Here is a 20,699-nt window from a genome sequence, read left to right as displayed (position 1 = left end):
CATGAAACGCCTCCTCGAAGCCGAGCTGATCTACGGGCGGTTGCTCGACGTGTCGGAGCCGCATCTGGTCGAGCGCTACAACAAGGCGCTGGAGGCCTTCGGGCTGCCGCGGACGAATCTCACGCGCTTCGGCATCGACATGACCGGTTTTTCGCCGGAGATCGCCGACGAGCTCGGCGACCGCGACTATCTCGACCCCAACCGGGTGAACCGCCGTTTCATCATCCTGACGCCGGACCAGGTGGAACTGCCGGTGGTGCACACGAGCTTCTCCAACACCGCCGCCCTAATGCACGAATTCTTTTCCGCCAATGCGCGTGCGATCAACGCGGTGACGATCCGCGACGCGCTCTACGGCGAGATCGAGGACAGCGTCGCTGCGGTCAATGACATCGACGACCTGCTCTCGATCAACGAGGTGCGCTTCCGCGTGCTTTCGGCTGAGGACGTGCTCGGCAAGGCGGCGGAACTGCGCGCGCTGGTCGACCGGCTGAAGACGGTGCCGAACGCCTGGGCGGACGACGCCATGCTGAACCGCATGGTGGAGCTTTCCAAGCAGACCGGCGACATTCGCCAGAACGCGCTCGTGCCCGACCAGCTGGTGTTCCGCCACGAGGCGTTCTGGGCCAATCACTTCGGCGGCGTCTTCGTCTTTGTCGACGGCCGGCAGACGACGGTGATCTGCGATCCCTCCGTTCCCGGCTTCCGCCGTTCGCGGCCCTGGCAGGTCAGCTACATCGCGCTCGACGACTATCCGCGCATCTTCGAGTTCCTGGCCTCGACGAAGCGGCTGGAACTGCCGCGCGCCTCCTGGGTCGAGGCGTCGGGGCTGCTGCAGCACCGCGCCGACATGACGATCCTGAGCCTCGTCAACCGGGCCGATCCCCGCGCCGACCTCGCACGCGCCGATCGCGTCTGGATGCAGACCTGGATGCACCGCAATGCGGCACTGATCGCCGAGGACGGCGTCTATCCCTTCCTGCAGGAGGCGATGCGGACGATTTCGTCGACGGGCGAGATCCGGCTGAAGGAGATCACACCCTGGGCGCGCTTCCTCCTCGTGCGGGCGGCGCCGGAACACCCCGACCGCTGGCTCGTCAACCAGCTGATTTCGCAGCTGACGCCGTTCGATTTCGTCTCGCGCTTCGTCTTCGACAAGCAGGGTTTCTACGCAACTTACGAGAAACTCTCTGAAAAATTCAGGGAATTCGTGGTCGAAACGCTCACCCGTACCTATTTGCAGGACAAGGCCGCCTTCCGGTTGCGGCTCTATGGAATTGGAGAGGACAAACGCAATGCTTGACCCGATCGCCGCGTTCTTCCAGCGCGTCTTCGCCGCCATCGGCCGGGGCATCGGGCTCGCCATTTCATGGCTGCTCTGGCCCTTCATCGCCGCCGCCAACTGGTACCGGCAGCGCGGCTGGCTGATCAAGGGCCCGATCGGCATCGTGCTGATCGGTCTCGTGGCGCTCTACGGCTACTTCATCTGGCAGACGCAGGTCTGGAGCAATTTCAACATCGACTACGTCAACGCCTACAATCTCGCCGCGCGCAAGAACGATGCGGGCCTGCCGGTCAGGACACCGGCGGCCGCCCCTTCGGGACAGACGACGGACGGGCAGGCCGGTTCGGGGCAGCCGGCGACCGAAACCACCGGGCAACCGGCGAGCGGCGGGGTGGCGCCGGCCGCCTCGGGGCAGACGGCGGCGAATGTCTGCGAGCGCTCGGCGATCGTCGACGTCACGGCCGACCTGATCGATTTCAACGTCAACCAGAACGCCTGGATCTCGTCGATGCTGCTCTACAAGCTCGGCCTGTTCGGGATCGACTGGGACGATACGCCGTGGCTCGACAACAAGGCCTCGTTCCAGCGCGGCATCAACCAGGCCGTCCGCCGCACCACCGTCGAACTGGTGGATTCGCTCGGCCGCGTGCGCGGCACCTCCGGCATCAACAACGACCTGCAGCTCGCCCGCGGCAACATCCAGTTCGACGAGGAGACCTGGTACTTCAGCCTCAGCCCGTTCGGCCCGAGAACGCCGACCCCGAGCATCTACCGCGCGGCGGCGCGGGACCTTCGGAAGTTCAATGCCTCGCTGGAAACCTGCAGCGCCACCTTCGACGCCCGCTCCGACAACCTCGTGGAGTTCCTCGACCGGATCGCCAACGACATCGGCAACACTTCGGCGATCATCCGCGAGCGCTCGGAGTTCCACAATGGCGGCTGGTTCGACCTGCGCGCCGACGACCGCTTCTGGTTCGCCTTCGGCCAGCTCTACGGCTACTACGGCATCCTGTCGGCCGCCGGCGCCGACTTCGACAGCGTCATCGCCCAGCGCGGCCTGACGCAGATCTGGACGGAGACGCTCCGCCAGCTGCGCTCGGCGCTCAACATCCAGCCGGTGATCATCTCCAACGGCCGCGAGGACGGCTGGATCATGCCCACCCATCTCGCGACCATGGGCTTCTACATCCTGCGGGTGCGGTCGAACCTGGTGGAGATGCGGGATATTCTGGCGCGCTGAGCGTGCCAGGCCGTGGCCAGGAGGCAGTGGGCAATAGGCAGTAGGCGGTGGGCAGTAGTGAGTGATTTCCAGGGCGGACGGCTCAGATTTCACCCTACTGCCTATTGCCCACTGCCTACTGCCTCCCCCTATACCGGCAGCCACCCCGTGCTCTTGACCTCCTCCATCACCGCGTAGGTGTGGGTCTCGCGCACGCCGGGCAGCGACAGGAAGACGTCGGAGAGGAAGGCGCGGTAGGCTTCCATGCCGGCGACGCGCGCCTTGACGAGGTAGTCGAAGCCGCCTGCCACCATGTGGCATTCCATGACGTTGTCGCTCTGGCGCACGGCCTCGGCGAAGACGTCGAAGACGTCGGGCGTGGTGCGGTCGAGCTTGACCTGGACGAAGACGAGCAGGTTGCGGCCCAGCCGCTCGGGCGAGAGGATCGCCATGTAGCCCATGATGTAGCCGTCGCGGGTCAGCCGCTTGACGCGCTCTGCCGTGGCCGTGGGGGAGAGGTTGACCTTCTCGGCCAGCTCGATGTTCGACAGGCGGCCCTCCTGCTGCAGCGCACGGAGAATCTTTCGGTCCAGACGGTCGAGTTCCTTCATCTTTCTCTACCTTTCTCCTCCATCCCTTTGGGATCGAGGCGAAGACTGTCAGAATTTTGGTGATCCTCTCGCCACATTTTGCCGAAAATCGCAAGAGCCAAGGCTACGTCAATCGGAGAAGATGCACCGATCAGCCGTATGCCACCGCGCCGATTGGCGCTATGACCATGGAAACCGGGGATTCCGCCAGACAAGGCGGGGCAAAAAGACGCACGAAGAGGGGGAAGCATGACCGAGGTGAAATCCGACATCGAGATCGCGAGGGATGCCGCCAAGAAACCGATCCAGGAGATCGGCGCCGGTCTCGGCATTCCCGTCGACGAGCTCATTCCCTACGGCCATGACAAGGCCAAGATCAGCGCCGCCTTCATCGCCCGGCAGAAGGAGAAGAAGGACGGCAAGCTGATCCTGGTGACGGCGATCAACCCGACGCCGGCCGGCGAGGGCAAGACGACGACGACGGTCGGCCTCGGCGACGGGCTGAACCGGATCGGCAAGAAGGCGATCGTCTGCATCCGCGAGGCCTCGCTGGGCCCCTGCTTCGGCGTCAAGGGCGGGGCCGCCGGCGGCGGCTATGCGCAGGTCGTGCCGATGGAGGACATCAATCTGCACTTCACCGGCGACTTCCACGCGATCACCACGGCCCACAACCTGCTCGCCGCCCTGATCGACAACCACGTCTACTGGGGCAACGAGCAGGATCTCGACACCCGCCGCATCACCTGGCGCCGCGTCATGGACATGAACGACCGGGCGTTGCGCGAGATCGTCTGTTCGCTCGGCGGGGTGCGCAACGGCTATCCCCGGCAGGCCGGCTTCGACATCACCGTCGCCTCGGAGGTCATGGCGATCCTGTGCCTGGCGACGGATCTGGAAGACCTCGAAAAGCGGCTCGGCAACATCATCATCGGCTATCGCCGCGACAAGAGCCCGGTCTTCGCCCGCGACATCAAGGCGGACGGAGCGATGACAGTACTGCTGAAGGACGCGATGCAGCCGAACCTGGTTCAGACGCTGGAGAACAACCCGGCCTTCGTGCATGGCGGCCCCTTCGCCAACATCGCGCACGGCTGCAACTCGGTGATCGCGACGAAGACGGCGCTGAAGCTCGCCGACTACGTGGTGACCGAGGCCGGCTTCGGCGCGGATCTCGGGGCGGAGAAGTTCTTCGACATCAAGTGCCGCAAGGCCGGGCTGAAGCCGGATGCGGCGGTGATCGTCGCGACCGCGCGGGCGATGAAGATGAACGGCGGGGTGAAGAAGCAGGACCTCGGCATCGAGAACGTCGAGGCGGTCCACAGGGGCTGCGCCAATCTCGGCCGGCATGTGCAGAACGTCAAGAAATTCGGCGTGCCGGTGATCGTCGCGATCAACCATTTCGCCTCCGACACGGCGGGCGAGATCCAGGCGATCAAGGACTATGTGGCGACGCTCGGCGCCGAGGCGGTGCTGTGCAAGCACTGGGCGGAGGGTTCGGCGGGCATCGAGGAGCTGGCGCACAAGGTGGTGGCGCTCGCCGAAACCGGCCATTCGCAGTTCGCGCCGCTCTATCCCGACGAAATGAGCCTGTTCCACAAGATCGAGACGATCGCCAAGGACATCTACCACGCCGGCGAGGTGATCGCCGACAAGACGGTGCGCGACCAGCTGCATGCCTGGGAGGCGCAGGGTTACGGCCACCTGCCGGTCTGCATGGCCAAGACGCAGTATTCCTTCTCCACCGATCCCAACCTGCGCGGCGCGCCGGAAGGGCATACGGTGCCGGTGCGCGAGGTGCGCCTTTCCGCCGGCGCCGGCTTCGTCGTCGTCATCACCGGCGAGATCATGACCATGCCCGGCCTGCCGAAGGTTCCCTCCTCCGAGCGGATCTACCTCAACGACGCTGGCTACATCGAGGGACTGTTCTAGGGGGCTGTCTCCTTGCCGGCGCCGGCCCCGGCTACCTTCGTCTTGCCGGCCCAATGGCCCGCATGCTCAAGAGGGCGAGGATTCAGAGACGATGTCGAGGATCAGGTCTGTCAACGGCAGCTCCGAGAGGGGATCGGTTTCGGCAGTATAGATCACCGCTAGGCGGACTTGCGGGCGAACTGTGCACGGACCGCCTTGCGGCGTTCCTCGGCCGATTGGTCTTCGGTCCGGGCAAGAAGTTCGCGCATGCGCGGGCTCAGCACCAGGCCCTCAACCGCGCTGATCTTTTCAGCTCGCGTCTGGGTGAGGCGGCCGGTTGCGGCGCTCCGGGTCGGCTTCGGCATCTTTGTCGTGCACATGGTTTGAAACCTATCACGACCTTGTGGAGGCCGCCAAAAGAATTCCTCCGGCCGGGTTTACCGAGTTGCCCCGGAGCGGAGGGCTCTCTCAGGAGTAGGGGCCGAGGTAGTCGCGCTTGCCGATCTCGATGCCGTCGTGGCGGAGGATGTCGTAGGCGGTGGTGACGTGGAAGAAGAAGTTCGGCAGGGCGAATTCCAGCAGGTAGCTTTCGCCGGTGAACGTCACGCCGAGACTGCCGACATTGAGCTTCACCTCGCGGCCCTCGCTGCCTTCGAGATCGGCGGCGGGGACCGATTGGAGATAGGCAATGGTCTTTTCGATCCGCGCCTTCAGTTCGGCCATGGTCGTCTCGGTATCGGGAAAGCTCGGTGCCGGCTTGCCGCTCAGGCGGCCGAGCGCGTTCTTGGCGGTATCGCTCACGCGCTGGATCTGTCCGGAGAGCGGCAGCATGTCGGGGGCAAGCCGCGAGTTGACCAGAACCTCGGAGGCGATCCCGTTTGCCGCGGCGTGAGCCTCGGCCTTTTCGAGCAGGGCGGAGAGCACGGTGAGGCCCCGGACGAACACGGGGACGGAGAGGCGATACATGGAGACGGGCATGCGGGCATCCTTGTCGGTTGGCCGGCGACGGGCCGGGATCACGCCGCTAAGATAGGACGGGCGCCGGCCGGTTTTGAGCCCGCGATCCCCGCCGGCGGAAAGAAATTCTGCCGCCGGCTACCAGCAGTAGCGATAGCCGCTCTTGCGCCGGATCACGTCGAGATGCAGGTGCGTCTCGTGGGCGGCATCGCTGCCGGGGTCGAGAACGGTCGTGAAATAGAGGCAGGCGGTGGCGACGGCGGCACGCTGCAGCGCGCCCGCCATCGTCGAATCCTTCTCGCGCGGGGCGATGTCCATGCGGCTGCCGTCGGAGAAGGTGAAGGCGGCGATGTCGATCGCGTTGCCGTAGGCATGTTCGGAGACCTTGCCGTTCGCCGCACCGTTGCGGTTGCGGCAGACGTAGCCGGAGGCCTGCTCCAGGCCGGACAGCGTCTTCTCCGGCATGGCCGCCTCGACCGCCGGCCCGAGCGCGCCGGACGTCCAGCGCTGGAGCTGAAGGGCGGTCTCGCAGCGTAGCGTCGCCTCCGGCCTGATCGCGACGTCGGCCGAAAGCCGCTTGAGCAGCACGGGGCGGGTGATGCCGCAGCCGTTTTCGGGCCCGATCGCCGCAACCTCCTCGAAGACAGCGCCGCCCGCCTTCAAGGCACCGATGCAGGCGGCAAAGGTGGCGTCGTCCTCGCGAACGAGCGGCGGCGGCTTTCGGGCTTCGACCTCCTTGCCGGCCCCGGCCTCCTTGTCGGCCTCCGTCTCCCTGTTGCCGTCCTTGTCGTCGCCGCCCTCTGCTTGTCCCCCGCCGTCGTCCGCTTGCTTCGGGGGCGGGGCATCCTTCTCCTGCGCGGCGGGAGGGGCCTGCGCCGCGGAAGGCTCGGCAGGGGCATTTCTTTCGGGTTGGTGCTGGCCGGCGGCCGGCCGCGGAACCGGCATCGGACCCGTTGCGGGCAGGGAGGCCCCGGTCAGGGACAGGACACTGGCAGCCAGGATGGCGAAAGATCGCGAACGGATGGCGGCGTTCTCCTCTTCCATGGACACGGAGGGAAGAAACGCATGGAAACCCCGTTCGGTTTCACAAGGCAAGGAAGAACCGCATTCGCCCTGTCCGGGAGCGGTCCCGGATCCGGCGGTGCGTGGCGCAAGAAATGCCGGTTGCGTTCGCATCGGCTTCGCGCTAACAATTCCGGCCATGACAGACGCACGCATGATTTCGATCTGGTGGTGGGCTCGCTGAGGCGGCCTCGACCAGTCATGCGTGATTGCAACGAACAGCCGCCCGAAACCTTCGAGGCGGCTTTTTCGTATTCGGGCCGCACGCAAGACCGGGCCGAACAGGAGAGCAGGCAATGGTGACGAAGCAACTGGAGGACGGCGCCGAGAGCTACGAGACGCGGGGCGGCATCACCGTCACGCGCCGGCGCCGGGACGCGGACTATGCGACCGCGATCTCCACCTATGTGGACAGGCTGGACGAGCACCGCGGCGCGGTCTTCTCCTCCAACTACGAATATCCCGGCCGCTACACCCGCTGGGACACGGCGATCATCGATCCGCCGCTCGCCATTTCCTCCTTCGGCCGCAATGTCTGGATCGAGGCCTACAACGGCCGCGGCGAAGTGCTGCTCGACATCATCAGGCCGAAGCTTGCGAGCATTTCCGAGCTGTCGCTGGGCGCCTCGACGCAACGCCGGCTCGACCTGAAGGTCAACGAACCGGACCGCGTCTTCACCGAGGAGGAGCGCTCGAAGATCCCGACCGTGTTCACCGTGCTGCGCGCGGTCAGCGACCTGTTCCATTCCGCCGAGGACGCCAATCTCGGCTTCTACGGCGCCTTCGGCTACGACCTCGCCTTCCAGTTCGACGCGATCGACCTGAAGCTCGAGCGTCCCGACGACCAGCGCGACATGGTGCTGTTCATTCCCGACGAGATCCTCGTCGTCGATCACTATGCCGCCAAGGCCTGGGTCGACCGCTACGACTTCGAGAAGGACGGGGTTTCCACCGAGGGCCGGGAGCAGGCGATCGCGCCGGAGCCGTTCCGGACCTCCGACGTCATCCCGCCGCACGGCGACCATCGCCCGGGCGAATATGCCGAGCTCGTCGTCAAGGCCAAGGAGAGCTTCCGCCGCGGCGACCTGTTCGAGGTGGTGCCGGGCCAGAAGTTCTACGAGCGCTGCGACAGCAAGCCGTCGGAGATCTCCAAGCGCCTCAAGGCGATCAACCCGTCGCCCTATTCCTTCTTCATCAATCTCGGCGACCAGGAATATCTCGTCGGCGCCTCGCCGGAGATGTTCGTGCGCGTGTCCGGCCGCCGTATCGAGACCTGCCCGATCTCGGGCACGATCAAGCGCGGCGACGACCCGATCGCCGACAGCGAGCAGATCCTGAAGCTCCTGAACTCCAAGAAGGACGAATCTGAGCTGACCATGTGCTCGGACGTCGACCGCAACGACAAGTCGCGCGTCTGCGAGCCGGGCTCGGTCAAGGTGATCGGCCGCCGGCAGATCGAGATGTATTCGCGGCTGATCCACACCGTGGATCATATCGAGGGCCGGCTGCGCGACGACATGGACGCCTTCGACGGCTTCCTCAGCCACGCCTGGGCGGTGACCGTCACCGGCGCGCCGAAGCTGTGGGCGATGCGCTTCATCGAGGCGCACGAGAAGAGCCCCAGGCTGTGGTATGGTGGGGCGATCGGCATGGTCGGCTTCAACGGCGACATGAACACCGGCCTGACGCTGCGCACCATCCGCATCAAGGACGGCATCGCCGAGGTGCGGGCGGGCGCGACGCTGCTCAACGATTCCAACCCGCAGGAAGAAGAAGCCGAAACCGAACTGAAGGCCTCCGCCATGATCGCAGCCATCCGTGACGCCAAGTCGGGCAATGCGGCGAAGTCCCAGCGCGACGTCGCCTCCGTCGGCGCCGGCGTCAGCATCCTGCTCGTCGATCACGAGGACAGCTTCGTCCATACGCTGGCGAACTACTTCCGCCAGACCGGGGCGAGCGTGACGACGGTGCGCACGCCCGTCGCAGACGAGCTGTTCGACCGGATCAGGCCCGACCTCGTCGTGCTTTCGCCCGGTCCCGGCACGCCGAAGGACTTCGACTGCAAGGCGACGATCAAGAAGGCGCGCGCCCGCGACCTGCCGATCTTCGGCGTCTGCCTCGGCCTGCAGGCGCTGGCGGAAGCCTATGGCGGCGATCTCAGGCAACTGGCGGTGCCGATGCACGGCAAGCCCTCGCGCATCCGCGTGCTGGAACCCGGCATCGTTTTCTCCGGGCTCGGCAAGGAGGTGACGGTCGGCCGCTACCATTCGATCTTCGCCGACCCCTCGACGCTGCCGCGCGACTTCATCATCACGGCGGAGAGCGAGGACGGCACGATCATGGGCATCGAGCACGTCAAGGAACCGGTCGCCGCCGTCCAGTTCCACCCCGAATCGATCATGACGCTCGGCGGCGACGCCGGCATGCGGATGATCGAGAACGTCGTGGCGCACCTTTCGCGAAAGGCGAAGACGAAGGCGGCTTGAGGCCAATCCGCCTTTGACATTCCGGCCGAAACGGCCGATAGAGACGCCGAAGAGAAAGCCGCCTGCGCGAACCCCGCGCGGGCGGTTTTGCGTTGAAGGGCGCGGTTTCTGCAATTCGTTTGCATCCGCAGGGAAGGCGATCATGAGCAAGAACGGCAATCACACGGTCAACCGGCTGGCGCTGGTCGGCATTCCGATGGCGGTCTTCGTGCTGGGGCTGAAGATGCTCGCCTGGTGGGTGACGGGGTCGGTGGCGCTTCTGTCGGACGCGCTGGAATCGATCGTCAACGTGGTGGCCGCAGTGATCGCCTGGGGGGCGATCCGCTATGCCTCGCGACCGGCCGATGCCGACCATCCCTTCGGCCACCACAAGGCCGAGTACCTGTCGGCGGTGGTCGAGGGCGTGCTGATCGTGGTGGCGGCGATGCTAATCGTGCAGGAGGCCGTGCCGAAACTCTGGGCGCCGTCGCTGATGGAGCAGCCGGTGCTCGGCCTCGGCATCAACCTCGCAGCCAGCGTCATCAACACCGTCTGGGCGACCATCCTGATCCGCGCCGGCAAGCGCCACCGCTCGCCCGCGCTGCTCGCCGACGGCCATCATATCATGTCCGACGTGGTCACCTCGGCGGGCGTGCTGGTCGGCCTGCTGCTGGTGCTTGCGACCGGATACGCGATCCTCGACCCGGTGATCGCGATCTTCGTCGCCGTCAACATCCTCTTCCAGGGCTGGTCGATCATCTCCAATTCCGTCAACGGGCTGATGGACCACGCGGCCGGGGCGGACGAGGAGGCGGCGATCAAGCAGACCATCGCCGAGAACGCGCACGGCTCGCTCGGCGTGCACGACCTGAAGACCCGCCGGGCCGGGCAGGCGATCTTCATCGAGTTCCACCTGGTGGTGCCGGCGCGGATGGCGGTGGCCGATGCGCACGAGATCTGCGACAGGCTTGAAGCGGCGCTGGAAAGGGTTCATCAGGGCGCGCAGATCGCGATCCATGTCGAGCCGGAGACGGAGAAGGCGCATGGCATCAAGGTGAAGGTGGAAAGGAACAGGGCATGAGCAAGACCGACGTTTCAACGCTTTCGCAGCTGGGGCGCAATGTCGCCCTGCCGGCAAGCCCGGAAGAGGCGGTGCTGGAGAAGGTGCCGAACGGCAACCAGGGCACAGACTATGTCGTCCGCTTCACCGCGCCGGAGTTCACCTCGCTCTGTCCGATGACGGGGCAGCCGGATTTCGCCCATATCGTCATCGACTACATTCCCGACGCCTCGCTGGTGGAATCCAAGTCGCTGAAGCTGTTCCTGCATTCGTTCCGCAACCATGGCGCCTTCCACGAGGACTGCTCCATCTTTATCGCCAAGCGGCTGGTGGACCTGCTGTCGCCGAAGTGGCTCCGGATCGGCGCCTACTGGTATCCGCGCGGCGGCATCCCGATCGACGTCTTCTGGCAGACGGGGGAGGCGCCGGAAGGCGTCTGGCTGCCGGAGCATGGCGTGCCGACCTATCGCGGCCGCGGCTGAGCGGGCTGTTCGTCGATTTTGCGAAAACGTCGAGACGTGCGCCGCTCGTCCTTCCGGATGGGCGGCGCGACATTTCCGGGCGGCCGGACAGCGTCCGGCCCGACCGGGTCCGTCAGGCGTGCGAATGCGGGTGACGGAAGTCCCAGACTGCCCAGGCCGACAGCGCGGCGGTGCAGATACCGAGGACCACGTGCGTCCACATTGCGCTCGTGTTCGCCATGAAGCCGAGCAGCCATGGCGAGGCGATCAGCCACAGGCCGATCGCCATGTTCACCCATTCCTCCCATTCGGCGAAGGCCGAAAGCGTCATGACCGCGAAGGCGCCGAGGACGATGGCGGCGACCCAGGCGTTCCAGCTCGGCGTCGCATCGGCGACGAAGCCGATGACCCATGGGGAGATGAACAGGCAAAACGCCAGGATCAGAGTGACCAGATCCTGACCTCTCCGTCCAGACATCATATTCATGCTGCAACCTCCGTGCGTGAGGCATTTTCTGCTGCCGCGCACCATTGCGCGGCCTAAAACAAGAATACTCTAAAATTTACTGTTTTTCAAAATGTTAGTGTGGACATCGCGGGCTTGTGATGCGCGCGCCGCACCATTGCCGTGTGCAGCCGCCGTCTCGCCGGAGGGAAAGCGCGCCGAAGGTTGCCTTCGAACGAAAAACGCGACGGCCGGTGCGGCCGCCGCGTCGTCTTTGCCGGTCACCGGGCGATCAGCCGAAGGCGAGTGCCACGCCGGCAAGCGCGGTCGCGCCGCCGAGGATGCGGGTCAGGGTGCCGCCGCCGGCGATGCGGCCGATGCCGAGGCCGAGCGCGATGCCGGCTCCGTGCAGCAGGGCGGTCGCGATCACGAAGCCCGCCGCAAACGGCATTGCGCCGGCGACGCCGAGCTCGCCGCCATGGGCATGGCCGTGAAACAGCGCGAAGACGGCGACGATCACGGCCGAGAGGGCCACGTCGAGGCGGGCGGCGATCGCGACCAGCAGGCCGAGGGCGACGACGGAGGCGAGGATCACCGGCTCGACGAAGGGCAGGGGGAGGCCTGCGAGCGCAAGGCCGAAGCCGGCCGCCATCATTGCCACGAAGGCGGCCGGAACCGCCCAGAGCGCCCGGCCGCCGATCTGCGCCGCCCAGAGGCCGACGGCGACCATGACCAGGATGTGGTCGAGGCCGAACAGCGGATGGGAGAAGCCCGCCATGAAGGAGCCGTGCTCCTCGGGATTGAGATGGGCGAAGGCGGGAGCGGTCGATGCGACGGTCAGGCCGATCGCAAGCAGGGTGCGTCTGATCATGGTGTCCCCAATAATGATCCGGCCTGGGAGGCGGCCGGCGTTTCGTCAATGCAATCGGCATCCTAGGGAGGCGTCGCGGCGAGTCCATACGTAAAGATACGCAGGTCGGGACGGGCGGATCGGAGCAGGCCCCGGCGGCCGTGCCCGGCATTTACCCTTTTTGCCGTTGCCCTTCCCGCCCTCTATCGCGCGATGAACGTTTTGTTGCATTGTCTTGGCCACTGAGTCGCATTATCTGACTGCGGCAAGACCTATGAGACAACAGGCGGAGAGTTGCCGATGAGCGACGAAGAAGAGAAAAAGACCGAGCTGCCGCTCGGCAAGGAAACCGAGGCGAACCTTTTCAAGTCGCGCTCGATCTTCATCTATGGCGGCATCACCCAGGAGCTGGCGCAGAAGGTCAATTCGCAGCTGGTCGCGCTCGCCGCCGCCAGCGACGAGGACATCCGCATCTTCGTCAATTCGCCCGGCGGCCACGTCGAATCCGGCGACAGCATCCACGACATGATCAAGTTCATCAAGCCGAAGGTCTGGATGATCGGCACGGGCTGGGTCGCCTCTGCCGGCGCGCTGATCTTCGTGGCGGCGCCGAAGGAGCGCCGCATCTGCCTGCCGAACACCCGCTTCTTGCTGCACCAACCGTCCGGCGGCACCCGCGGCATGGCCTCCGACATCGAGATCCAGGCGCGCGAGATCATCAAGATGAACGAGCGGCTGAACAAGATCTTCGCCGATGCCACCGGCCAGCCGATCGAGAAGATCGCCAAGGACACCGACCGCGACTACTGGCTGTCGGCCAAGGACGCGATCGAGTACGGCCTCGTCTCGCGCATCATCACCTCGCAGGCCGACATCTGATCGGTCCGCGGTTTCACCGTTTCAGGCGCCCCTTCGTCCAACCGGCGGAGGGGCGTCTTGCGTCTGGCGGTGTCATCCGCGCCGGTCACCAGCCCGGCGTCGCCGGCGTCACTTCCATACCCATCTGCCGGGCGTAGACGCAGCTGTCGTAGTTGGTGTTGGAGGGGCCTCCGAAGCGTTGGAAGCAGTAGTTGGTCGCGTCGAGCGTCTTCTGGCTCGGCGGGTTCGACTGGCAGCCGACCGAAACGAGGGCCAGAATTGCCAGCATCGCGTAGCGCAGCTTCATCGTTTCGTTCCTTGCGATGGCCGCCCCCTTCGGCGCCGGCGAGAAGAGTATCGCGGGCCTGCGGTTTTCACAAATCATCTTGCCGCGACTTGCGCCGTCCTGGCTTGCCCGCTATAAGCCGGGCCATGTCCAGGAGCGCAAGCCAGTTCGCCGCACGCATTTCGCACAGCCGCCAGGCTGCGACGGCGCGCGCGCGCAGCTTCACCTCGCTCCTTCTTCTCGGCCTTACGCGCGGTTGCCGGGTTCTTTGAGGAGCGCCCGGCGGCCGAAAAGCCCGCCGGCAGAAGTGCTCCTCGCCTCACCCTTATCGTATAATCCGCCCAAGGGCTCGCAGAAGAGCCGCATTCGCCGTCGCCAAGCCACGCCCGATCCGCTATGAGGCTTGCGGCAAATGCCGGGATGAGAAGAGACACGCACATGAGCATCGATATCCGCACCCCGAAACAAGGCATGCCGAATGCCTCGGTGAAGTACCAGCCCTATCCGCAGGTCGCCATTCCCGACCGCACCTGGCCCGGCAAGACGATCACCAAGGCGCCGATCTGGTGCTCGGTCGACCTGCGCGACGGCAACCAGTCGCTGGTCAATCCGATGGGCCATGACCGCAAGGCCCGCATGTTCCAGCTCCTGCTCGACATGAACTTCAAGGAGATCGAGATCGGCTTTCCGTCCGCCTCGCAGACGGACTTCGATTTCGCCCGCTGGTGCGTGGAGCAGGGCAACGTTCCCGACGACGTCTCGCTGCAGGTGCTGGTGCAGTGCCGGCCGGAGCTGATCACCCGCACCTTCGAGGCCCTGGAAGGCGCCAGGCGGCCGATCATCCACTTCTACAATTCGACGAGCGAATTGCAGCGCCGGGTGGTCTTCGCCAAGGACGTCGCCGGCATCAAGCAGATCGCCACCGACGCCGCCGAGATGATCATGGACATGGCGGAGAAGGCCGGCGGCGACTACCGCTTCGAATATTCGCCGGAGAGCTTCACCGGCACCGAGCTGGAAGTGGCGCTCGAGATCTGCAACGCGGTCACCGCGATCGTCCGCCCCACGGCCGAGAACAAGCTGATCATCAACCTGCCGTCGACCGTCGAGATGGCGACGCCGAACGTCTATGCCGACCAGATCGAGTGGATGTGCCGCAATCTCGACAACCGCGAGAACCTGATCATCTCGCTGCATCCGCACAACGACCGCGGCACCGGCATCGCCGCCACCGAGCTCGGGCTGATGGCGGGCGCGGACCGCGTCGAGGGCACGCTGTTCGGCAATGGCGAGCGCACCGGCAATGTCGACATCGTCACGCTGGCGCTGAACATGTACACGCAAGGGGTCGATCCGGAGCTCGACTGCTCCGATATCGAGCGCATCAAGGCGGTGTACGAGTATTCCAACGAGATGGTGATCCCCGAGCGCCATCCTTACGTCGGCGAACTGGTCTATACGGCCTTTTCCGGCTCGCACCAGGACGCGATCAACAAGGGCATGAAGGCGATCAAGACGGCCAACAAGCCGCTCTGGGAGGTGCCCTACCTGCCGATCGACCCGCAGGACGTCGGCCGCACCTACGAGGCGATCATCCGGATCAACTCGCAGTCGGGCAAGGGCGGCATCGCCTATATCCTGCAGCAGGACCACGGCATCAACCTGCCGCGCAACCTGCAGGTCGAGTTCCGCGAGGAGATCCAGCGGATCACCGACGAGGAAGGCGTGGAGCTGCCGTCGAAGCGCATCTACGAGCGCTTCCTCGAGCGCTACGTGACCCAGCCGGATGCGCGCCTGCGCTTCGTCGACCACCACACCTATCCCGATACCGCCCACAAGGGCGTGCGCATCGTTGCCGCCGAGATCACCGACGGCGGCGAGACGAAGCGGATCGAGGGGCAGGGGACCGGGCCGATCGACGGCTTCATCCACGCGCTGTCGATCTATACCGGCATCGAGATGTCGGTGGTGGACTACTCCGAGCACTCGCTGCAGCGCGGCTCGAACGCCGCCGCCATCGCCTATGTCGAGATCGCCTATCCGGGCGGCAAGCTGTTCGGCGTCGGCATCAACACCAACATCGTCACCGCTTCGCTCGAAGCGATCGTCTCGGCGGCAAACCGCGTTCTCGCGGAAACGGGACGCTGATCCTCGCGCACAGGCAGGTTGCGGGATGGCCGCAGGTCCTGACCCGATGACGGGCCGCGCCGGAAACGGGGCGGCCTTGCCGTTTCCGGGAGGACGCAGAAAGGCCTGTGTTCAGATCGTCTGGGCGACCATGGCGGCCAGCGCGTCCAGTTCGGGTTCCGAGGACGGGCCGACGAACACGAAGGAGGCGTTGCGGTCCTGCCAGGAGACGAGGTTGAGACCGTTTCGGATGGTGCCTGTGGGTTCGGTGCGCGCGCTGCCGGGATCGGCCTTCTGGAAGCACACGGCGAAGACCTGTCCCTCCGCATCGCGATAGACCAGCTGTCCCGTCGGCCGGCCGCCGGCGAGGAGCAGGCGTGCGCCCTCGAAGGAAAGGCCGCTGTCGCTGAGATCGGGAATGGTGAAATCGACGCCGACCACCTTGGTCAGCCACTGGGTGATGTGCGGGCTTTCGGAGGCCGGCACCTCGACGAGATGGCGCGACTGGCTGGCATAGAGGCTGTGGTAGTCGGCGACGTCGTCCAGCCAGTTGCGCGCTGTTTCGGTCTGCGCTGCCGGCGCCGCCAGCGGCGGTTTCCAGATCCCGAGCAGATAGCCGGCGCCGGTTCCGGCGAGGAGCAGGGCCAGGCCGGCCGCCGCAAGGCGGGCGCGATCGTCGCGCGCCGGCGCCTCCTTGGGGGGCAGGACCTTCATGGCGGGACCGCGCTCGTGTCCGAGCTCGATCGAGGCCTGCTTGATGCTGCGGACGAGATCGAGCGGAACCGGTTCGTGCAGCATGTCCTCGAAGGCCTGCCGGCCGAGGTCGCTGCCGAGCTTGAGGCGGTTGAAGAGCGTGCGGGCCTTTTCGTCGCGCGCGAGGATCCCGTCGATTTCGCGCACCTCTGACTGCGTCAACTGTCCGTCCAGATAGGCGGACAGGCGTACTTCCAGCGGTAGACCCTGCGTGCCTTCCAAAGCTCAGGTCCTTCTTTCTGTCTGTTCGGAGATCATGGCGGCAAGGCGTATGCGTGCGGTCGAGAGCCTGCTCATCACCGTGCCGATCGGAATCCCGAGGATGTCGGCTGCCTCGCGGTAGCTGTGTCCTTCGACGTTGACGAGCAGGAAGACGGCGGAGAGCCCTTCCGGCATGGTCATGATCAATCTGTGCAATTGCTTGGCGTAGACGGCCTTGTCGGCGGACGCCTCGACGTGCAGATCGTCCTGCTCGGCAAAGTCGACGGTTCCCGACCCCGTGCGGACCTTCCGTTTCCTGACCTCGTCCACCCAGAGGTTGCGGGTCATGGCGTAGACCCAGCTCTCGAGCCGTCCCTCCCCGTTCCAGAGATGGCTGCGGGTGATGGCGCGTTCACAGGCTTCCTGGACGAGATCGTCTGCATCGCTGGCGTTTCTTGTCAACGTCATGGCAAAGCGACGCAATTTCGGCAGAAGACCAACCAATTCACGCCGGAATTCATCTGATTCTGCCGACTGACGCATTGCCTTCCCAAGGGGACGTTCGAGATCCGGTCAATATTCACGGTGAGCGGGATGCTGCTTCTGGTATGAAGCATCCGCCCTGTGCTGCGCAAGCTGAAACCGGCTCAGGATAGGGAGTTTCTGTGCCGGCGTTCAAGCCTGTCCTTTTGGTGAGGGTGTCGTCCGGGTAGGCGCGCTGCCGCCCTCAATCGCCGGCATGGAAGCGGGTGGTCTCGGCCAGCAGCACGTCGGTTCCGTACTGGTCGAGTTCGTAGCGCTCGCGCAGAAGGTTCCAGCGGCCGGGACTGCCGGAGATGGAAAACATGTTGTAGCCGGCCGGCGGCTTGTGCCCGCCCGGCCCCTGGGAGGCCGAGGCGATCCCGACCACGGGCACGGGGCCTGCGGCGTCCCTCAGCCAGTGGACCGTGTTGAGATGGGTATGGCCGTGCAGCACCAGTTCCGCCCCGCCCGACGAGATGGTGGCGGCGAAGCGGCGGATGCCGATCATGCGCTTGTGGAACGAGGTGGCGCCGTCGATCGGAGGGTGGTGGATCATGACGACGCGGAACAGGCCGGCCTCGCCGGCGGCGCGCAAGAGGTTGACGGTCTCGCGCGCCTGCCGCCGGCCGAAATAGCCGCTGGCGGCAAAAGGGGGCGTGGCCACTGCCGTCGAACAGCCGATGATGGCGACGTTGCCGCGCACCCGCAGATAGGGAAAGACGTGGAAATCCTCGTCCCAGCCGGACGGCCCGTCGTCGCCGCGCATGTAGGGGTACCAGCTCTGGGTCGACCGCTCGTAGGCGCCCGGAACATAGGCGTCGTGGTTGCCCGGAACGACCGAGACGTTTTCCGGCGTGCCGACGTCCCTCAGCCACTTCGCCACCGTGTCGATCTCGATCTTGGCGGCCAGGTTGACGAGGTCGCCGGTAATCGCGAGATGGTCCGGGTCGCGCCGCTCGATGTCGTTGATCACGATGTCGAGCGTATTGGCAAAGAGGTGGCGGCGGCGGTTGCGATGCCAGTTGACGAAGCCGGTGATGCGCTTCGACGCCAGTTCGAGAATGGAGAGTGCGGGCAGGGGGCCGAGATGGACGTCGGAAATATGGGCGAGACGGAACATGACCTTCCATAGACCAAGTTGGATGGCGAGGGAAATGCCGGGCGGGCGGAATCGTTGCCGGGCGCGCGGCGGGGGCGCCCTTGCGCATGCGGGCCCGGCCGTGGACAAAGACGGCCCGCTCACCCGCGCAGCTTGATTTCGGCGGCGGCAGCGACAAGCGTAGGCAACGGAGCAGGCAGAGAGGATCGGATGCAGAGCGAACGGCCGCCGGAGATGCGGAACCTGTGGGCGCGACTGGTCACGCGCGTGGTGCACGGCTATTTCGCCTATGCCCGCGGCATGACGCTCGGGGTGCGCGCGGCCTGTTTCGACGCCGAAGGCCGCGTCTTCCTCGTGCGCCACAGCTACGTTCCCGGCTGGCACCTGCCCGGCGGCGGGGTGGAGCGGCACGAGACGGCTCTGCAGGCGCTGGAGAAGGAGCTGCGCGAGGAGGGCAATCTCCTCGCCGGCGATCCGCCGCAGCTCTTCCACGTCTATTTCAACCGCGGCACCAGCAAGCGGGACCACGTGATCTTCTACGTCTGCCGGAACGTGCGCCAGAGCGCGCCGAAGATGGCCGACCGCGAGATCCTGGAGGCGCAGTTCTTCGCCCCCGATGCCCTGCCGCCCGGAACGACGCCGGCGACCCGGCGCCGCCTCGACGAAGTGGCCGGCCGGGCGGTGCCGGCCGACCTCTGGTAGCGTCTCGCCTAGGCGGCCAGCAGCCGCTCGCGGCCGTGCGGGGCTGCGAAATCGAGCGCGGGACCGGCGGGCACGATCCCGGTCGGATTGATGGTCAGGTGGCTGCGATAGTAGTGGGTCTTGATGTGGTGGAGGTTCACCGTCTCCGCCACGCCCGGAACCTGGTAGAGGTCGCGCAGATAGGCCGACAGGTTCGGGTAGTCGGCAATGCGGCGGATGTTGCACTTGAAGTGGCCGACATAGACGGCATCGAAGCGCACCAGCGTGGTGAACAGGCGCCAGTCGGCCTCGGTGATCGTCTCGCCCGTCAGGTAGCGCCGGCCGGCCAGCCGGTCCTCCAGCGCATCCAGCGTCGCAAACAGCTTCCAGACGTTCTCCTCGTAGGCGTCCTGGGTGGTGGCGAAGCCGGCCTTGTAGACGCCGTTGTTGACCGTGTCGTAGATCGTCTCGTTCAGCGCGTCGATCTCGGCGCGCAGCGGCGCCGGATAGTAGTCGTCATGCGAGCCGGTGATCCCGTCGAAGGCGGAATTGAACATGCGGATGATCTCGGCGGATTCGTTGGAGACCATCCGGTTCTGCTTCTTGTCCCAGAGAACGGGAACGGTGACCCGGCCGCTATAGTGCGGATCGGCCTTCAGATAGACCTGCCACAGCGTCGCAGCGCCGAACAGCGGGTCGAGGGTGCCGCCGTCCACGCCTTCGCCGGGGGCCTTGAACTCCCAGCCGTTCGACAGCATCACCGGATCGACGACCGAGACCGAAACCAGATCCTCGAGCTTCTTGAGCTTGCGGAAGATCAGGGTGCGGTGCGCCCAGGGGCAGGCGAGCGAGACAGTGAGGTGGTAGCGTCCGGCTTCCGCCGCAAATCCGCCTTCGCCCGTGGGGCCGGGCGCGCCGTCGGGGGTGATCCAGTTGCGGAACTGCGACGCCGCGCGCTGGAAGTGGCCCCTGGTGGACTTCGTATCGTACCAGACGTCATGCCAGACGCCGTCTACCAGCTTTCCCATGCCTGTCTCCTTCGGCTCCATCGCCGCGTTTACCTGGCTTTCTAGATAGCGGAACGGTTGAGATGGAATAGCCACTATTTTCTGAACAGTGCGTTTTGGGCTTTGACAGCCGGCATTTTTCTGCTATCCGCGCTGGTCAGGAATTTCATGCCGCCGTGGCATGATGATCGGAACGCTCGGACAGAACGATGTTCTTTGTAGGAAACCCGCGACGACGCTGATGCTTTCGACGCCTCTCTCGAGGCGAAGCCATCCTTTGTTGTCTCGCATTTGGTTTCCGCTCCCATGCCCAAGCACGACCTCGTCTACCTGACCGAAGACGCGTCCCATGACGCAGCCATCGAACTCATCAACGAAGAAGCCTTCGGCCCCGGCCGGCATGTGCGGGCCGCAGCGCGGATCCGCGAGCAGGGGCCGCACGACCTCTCGCTGTCCTTCATCTGCGCCGACGACGGCGAGACGATCGCCTCGGTGCGGATGACGCCGGTGACGGCCGGTTCCGTGAAGGGCCACCTGCTCGGCCCGCTCGCCGTGCGGCCCTCGCACAAGAACCGCGGCATCGGCCGGGAACTGGTGCGGATTGCGGTGGAGGCGGCGAAGCGGAAGGGCTCCGAGGCCGTCATCCTCGTCGGCGACCCGCCCTATTACGGCCCGCTCGGCTTCGAAAAGGTGGCCTACAACGCCCTGACCTTCCCGGGGCCGGTCGATCCCAACCGGGTGCTGGTCGTGCCGATCGCGGCCGATACGCATGCGCGGCTGAAGGGCGAGATCGGCTGGCGGCCGGACGAGGTGATTGCGGCTGCCCAGCCGGTCGCGTTCGCACAGGCAAGCTGAGGTGGCCC

The 20,699-nt window shown here is 65.6% G+C and carries 22 protein-coding genes; 11 read left to right on the top strand and 11 right to left on the bottom strand.

All coding sequences use genetic code 11. From position 1 onward, the window contains the following. Position 1 precedes the first annotated feature (1 nt). Together P0086_RS19545 and P0086_RS19540 are read left to right on the top strand one after the other, a co-directional pair. Complete coding sequence (locus P0086_RS19545) at positions 2-1,303, top strand: DUF6638 family protein (RefSeq protein ID WP_148151086.1); 1,302 nt, start codon at positions 2-4, stop codon at positions 1,301-1,303. After that, entirely contained in the window at positions 1,296-2,525 is a 1,230-nt protein-coding gene (locus tag P0086_RS19540; protein ID WP_275788569.1) for a DUF2333 family protein, read from the top strand. The genes P0086_RS19545 and P0086_RS19540 overlap by 8 nt, the downstream gene beginning before the upstream one ends. Before the next feature lie 128 nt (positions 2,526-2,653). Here the strand turns inward: P0086_RS19540 and P0086_RS19535 are convergent, their stop codons facing one another. Beyond that, a complete protein-coding gene (locus P0086_RS19535) occupies positions 2,654-3,115 on the bottom strand; it encodes an Lrp/AsnC ligand binding domain-containing protein (RefSeq protein WP_112599977.1) in 462 nt (153 codons plus the stop codon). Between the two features lie 228 nt (positions 3,116-3,343). On the opposite strand from P0086_RS19535, the gene P0086_RS19530 reads away from it, so the two are divergent. Continuing rightward, positions 3,344-5,023, top strand: coding sequence for a formate--tetrahydrofolate ligase (locus P0086_RS19530; protein ID WP_275788567.1), 1,680 nt, complete (start codon positions 3,344-3,346; stop codon positions 5,021-5,023). Between the two features lie 158 nt (positions 5,024-5,181). On the opposite strand, the gene P0086_RS19525 is transcribed toward P0086_RS19530, so the two are convergent. The 3 genes from P0086_RS19525 to P0086_RS19515 all read right to left on the bottom strand — a co-directional run bounded on the left by P0086_RS19525 (position 5,182) and on the right by P0086_RS19515 (position 7,003). Then, complete coding sequence (locus P0086_RS19525; protein WP_275788564.1) at positions 5,182-5,367, bottom strand: hypothetical protein; 186 nt, start codon at positions 5,365-5,367, stop codon at positions 5,182-5,184. A 103-nt stretch (positions 5,368-5,470) separates the two neighbouring features. Then, positions 5,471-5,980: a DUF1993 domain-containing protein gene (locus tag P0086_RS19520; RefSeq protein WP_275788560.1), complete on the bottom strand. Its 510-nt coding sequence runs from the start codon at positions 5,978-5,980 to the stop codon at positions 5,471-5,473. A 117-nt stretch (positions 5,981-6,097) separates the two neighbouring features. After that, positions 6,098-7,003, bottom strand: coding sequence for an extensin family protein (locus P0086_RS19515; RefSeq protein ID WP_275788730.1), 906 nt, complete (start codon positions 7,001-7,003; stop codon positions 6,098-6,100). 21 nt (positions 7,004-7,024) lie between these two features. On the opposite strand from P0086_RS19515, the gene P0086_RS19510 reads away from it, so the two are divergent. The 4 genes from P0086_RS19510 (at position 7,025) to queF (ending at position 11,028) form a co-directional block, all read left to right on the top strand. After that, positions 7,025-7,324 (top strand): hypothetical protein, encoded by a 300-nt coding sequence (locus P0086_RS19510; protein WP_275788558.1) that lies wholly within the window; start codon positions 7,025-7,027, stop codon positions 7,322-7,324. Continuing rightward, entirely contained in the window at positions 7,318-9,507 is a 2,190-nt protein-coding gene (locus P0086_RS19505; protein ID WP_275788555.1) for an anthranilate synthase, read from the top strand. The genes P0086_RS19510 and P0086_RS19505 overlap by 7 nt, the downstream gene beginning before the upstream one ends. Before the next feature lie 142 nt (positions 9,508-9,649). After that, positions 9,650-10,567: a cation diffusion facilitator family transporter gene (locus P0086_RS19500; protein ID WP_275788552.1), complete on the top strand. Its 918-nt coding sequence runs from the start codon at positions 9,650-9,652 to the stop codon at positions 10,565-10,567. Further along, positions 10,564-11,028: a preQ(1) synthase gene (gene queF, locus P0086_RS19495; RefSeq protein ID WP_275788550.1), complete on the top strand. Its 465-nt coding sequence runs from the start codon at positions 10,564-10,566 to the stop codon at positions 11,026-11,028. The genes P0086_RS19500 and queF overlap by 4 nt, the downstream gene beginning before the upstream one ends. Positions 11,029-11,140: 112 nt before the next feature. Here the strand turns inward: queF and P0086_RS19490 are convergent, their stop codons facing one another. After that, entirely contained in the window at positions 11,141-11,494 is a 354-nt protein-coding gene (locus P0086_RS19490) for an SPW repeat protein (protein ID WP_275788547.1), read from the bottom strand. Between the two features lie 250 nt (positions 11,495-11,744). Beyond that, a complete protein-coding gene (locus tag P0086_RS19485; RefSeq protein ID WP_275788544.1) occupies positions 11,745-12,323 on the bottom strand; it encodes a HupE/UreJ family protein in 579 nt (192 codons plus the stop codon). A 273-nt stretch (positions 12,324-12,596) separates the two neighbouring features. Here P0086_RS19485 and P0086_RS19480 point away from each other — a divergent pair, with 273 nt between their 5' ends. Beyond that, entirely contained in the window at positions 12,597-13,181 is a 585-nt protein-coding gene (locus P0086_RS19480) for an ATP-dependent Clp protease proteolytic subunit (protein WP_275788542.1), read from the top strand. A gap of 85 nt (positions 13,182-13,266) precedes the next feature. Here P0086_RS19480 and P0086_RS19475 read toward each other — a convergent pair whose 3' ends face one another. Further along, positions 13,267-13,467, bottom strand: coding sequence for a hypothetical protein (locus P0086_RS19475; RefSeq protein ID WP_112614769.1), 201 nt, complete (start codon positions 13,465-13,467; stop codon positions 13,267-13,269). 417 nt (positions 13,468-13,884) lie between these two features. On the opposite strand from P0086_RS19475, the gene leuA reads away from it, so the two are divergent. Beyond that, on the top strand, positions 13,885-15,594 hold the full coding sequence (gene leuA / locus P0086_RS19470) for a 2-isopropylmalate synthase (protein WP_275788535.1): 1,710 nt from the start codon (positions 13,885-13,887) through the stop codon (positions 15,592-15,594). Between the two features lie 111 nt (positions 15,595-15,705). Here leuA and P0086_RS19465 read toward each other — a convergent pair whose 3' ends face one another. From P0086_RS19465 to P0086_RS19455, 3 genes are all read right to left on the bottom strand, one after another. After that, positions 15,706-16,548, bottom strand: coding sequence for an anti-sigma factor (locus P0086_RS19465; RefSeq protein WP_275788533.1), 843 nt, complete (start codon positions 16,546-16,548; stop codon positions 15,706-15,708). A gap of 3 nt (positions 16,549-16,551) precedes the next feature. Then, the gene (locus P0086_RS19460; protein WP_112599991.1) at positions 16,552-17,070 is read right to left on the bottom strand and encodes an RNA polymerase sigma factor; all 519 of its coding nucleotides are present in this window, start codon (positions 17,068-17,070) and stop codon (positions 16,552-16,554) included. A 184-nt stretch (positions 17,071-17,254) separates the two neighbouring features. After that, complete coding sequence (locus P0086_RS19455) at positions 17,255-18,169, bottom strand: metallophosphoesterase (RefSeq protein ID WP_112599992.1); 915 nt, start codon at positions 18,167-18,169, stop codon at positions 17,255-17,257. 189 nt (positions 18,170-18,358) lie between these two features. Here P0086_RS19455 and P0086_RS19450 point away from each other — a divergent pair, with 189 nt between their 5' ends. Further along, positions 18,359-18,850: an NUDIX domain-containing protein gene (locus tag P0086_RS19450; RefSeq protein ID WP_112611831.1), complete on the top strand. Its 492-nt coding sequence runs from the start codon at positions 18,359-18,361 to the stop codon at positions 18,848-18,850. An 8-nt stretch (positions 18,851-18,858) separates the two neighbouring features. Here P0086_RS19450 and P0086_RS19445 read toward each other — a convergent pair whose 3' ends face one another. Continuing rightward, complete coding sequence (locus tag P0086_RS19445) at positions 18,859-19,857, bottom strand: glutathione S-transferase family protein (protein ID WP_148179643.1); 999 nt, start codon at positions 19,855-19,857, stop codon at positions 18,859-18,861. 285 nt (positions 19,858-20,142) lie between these two features. Between P0086_RS19445 and P0086_RS19440 the strand changes: the two genes are divergently transcribed. Then, complete coding sequence (locus tag P0086_RS19440) at positions 20,143-20,691, top strand: N-acetyltransferase (protein ID WP_112599995.1); 549 nt, start codon at positions 20,143-20,145, stop codon at positions 20,689-20,691. The last annotated feature ends 8 nt before the right edge of the window (positions 20,692-20,699 follow it).

The organism is Mycoplana sp. MJR14, assembly GCF_029210525.1.
Taxonomy (GTDB): Bacteria; Pseudomonadota; Alphaproteobacteria; order Rhizobiales; family Rhizobiaceae; genus Mycoplana.
This window is presented reverse-complemented; position numbering and strand designations above follow the sequence as displayed.

Excerpts from the sequence above, each read along its gene's own strand:
- P0086_RS19545 (WP_148151086.1), top strand. The coding sequence starts at position 2 with ATGAAACGCCTCCTCGAAGCCGAGCTGATCTACGGGCGGTTGCTCGAC.
- P0086_RS19540 (WP_275788569.1), top strand. The coding sequence starts at position 1,296 with ATGCTTGACCCGATCGCCGCGTTCTTCCAGCGCGTCTTCGCCGCCATC.
- P0086_RS19535 (WP_112599977.1), bottom strand. The coding sequence starts at position 3,115 with ATGAAGGAACTCGACCGTCTGGACCGAAAGATTCTCCGTGCGCTGCAG.
- P0086_RS19530 (WP_275788567.1), top strand. The coding sequence starts at position 3,344 with ATGACCGAGGTGAAATCCGACATCGAGATCGCGAGGGATGCCGCCAAG.
- P0086_RS19525 (WP_275788564.1), bottom strand. The coding sequence starts at position 5,367 with ATGCCGAAGCCGACCCGGAGCGCCGCAACCGGCCGCCTCACCCAGACG.
- P0086_RS19520 (WP_275788560.1), bottom strand. The coding sequence starts at position 5,980 with ATGCCCGTCTCCATGTATCGCCTCTCCGTCCCCGTGTTCGTCCGGGGC.
- P0086_RS19515 (WP_275788730.1), bottom strand. The coding sequence starts at position 7,003 with ATGGAAGAGGAGAACGCCGCCATCCGTTCGCGATCTTTCGCCATCCTG.
- P0086_RS19510 (WP_275788558.1), top strand. The coding sequence starts at position 7,025 with ATGGAAACCCCGTTCGGTTTCACAAGGCAAGGAAGAACCGCATTCGCC.
- P0086_RS19505 (WP_275788555.1), top strand. The coding sequence starts at position 7,318 with ATGGTGACGAAGCAACTGGAGGACGGCGCCGAGAGCTACGAGACGCGG.
- P0086_RS19500 (WP_275788552.1), top strand. The coding sequence starts at position 9,650 with ATGAGCAAGAACGGCAATCACACGGTCAACCGGCTGGCGCTGGTCGGC.
- queF (WP_275788550.1), top strand. The coding sequence starts at position 10,564 with ATGAGCAAGACCGACGTTTCAACGCTTTCGCAGCTGGGGCGCAATGTC.
- P0086_RS19490 (WP_275788547.1), bottom strand. The coding sequence starts at position 11,494 with ATGAATATGATGTCTGGACGGAGAGGTCAGGATCTGGTCACTCTGATC.
- P0086_RS19485 (WP_275788544.1), bottom strand. The coding sequence starts at position 12,323 with ATGATCAGACGCACCCTGCTTGCGATCGGCCTGACCGTCGCATCGACC.
- P0086_RS19475 (WP_112614769.1), bottom strand. The coding sequence starts at position 13,467 with ATGAAGCTGCGCTACGCGATGCTGGCAATTCTGGCCCTCGTTTCGGTC.
- leuA (WP_275788535.1), top strand. The coding sequence starts at position 13,885 with ATGAGCATCGATATCCGCACCCCGAAACAAGGCATGCCGAATGCCTCG.
- P0086_RS19460 (WP_112599991.1), bottom strand. The coding sequence starts at position 17,070 with ATGCGTCAGTCGGCAGAATCAGATGAATTCCGGCGTGAATTGGTTGGT.
- P0086_RS19455 (WP_112599992.1), bottom strand. The coding sequence starts at position 18,169 with ATGTTCCGTCTCGCCCATATTTCCGACGTCCATCTCGGCCCCCTGCCC.
- P0086_RS19450 (WP_112611831.1), top strand. The coding sequence starts at position 18,359 with ATGCAGAGCGAACGGCCGCCGGAGATGCGGAACCTGTGGGCGCGACTG.
- P0086_RS19445 (WP_148179643.1), bottom strand. The coding sequence starts at position 19,857 with ATGGGAAAGCTGGTAGACGGCGTCTGGCATGACGTCTGGTACGATACG.
- P0086_RS19440 (WP_112599995.1), top strand. The coding sequence starts at position 20,143 with ATGCCCAAGCACGACCTCGTCTACCTGACCGAAGACGCGTCCCATGAC.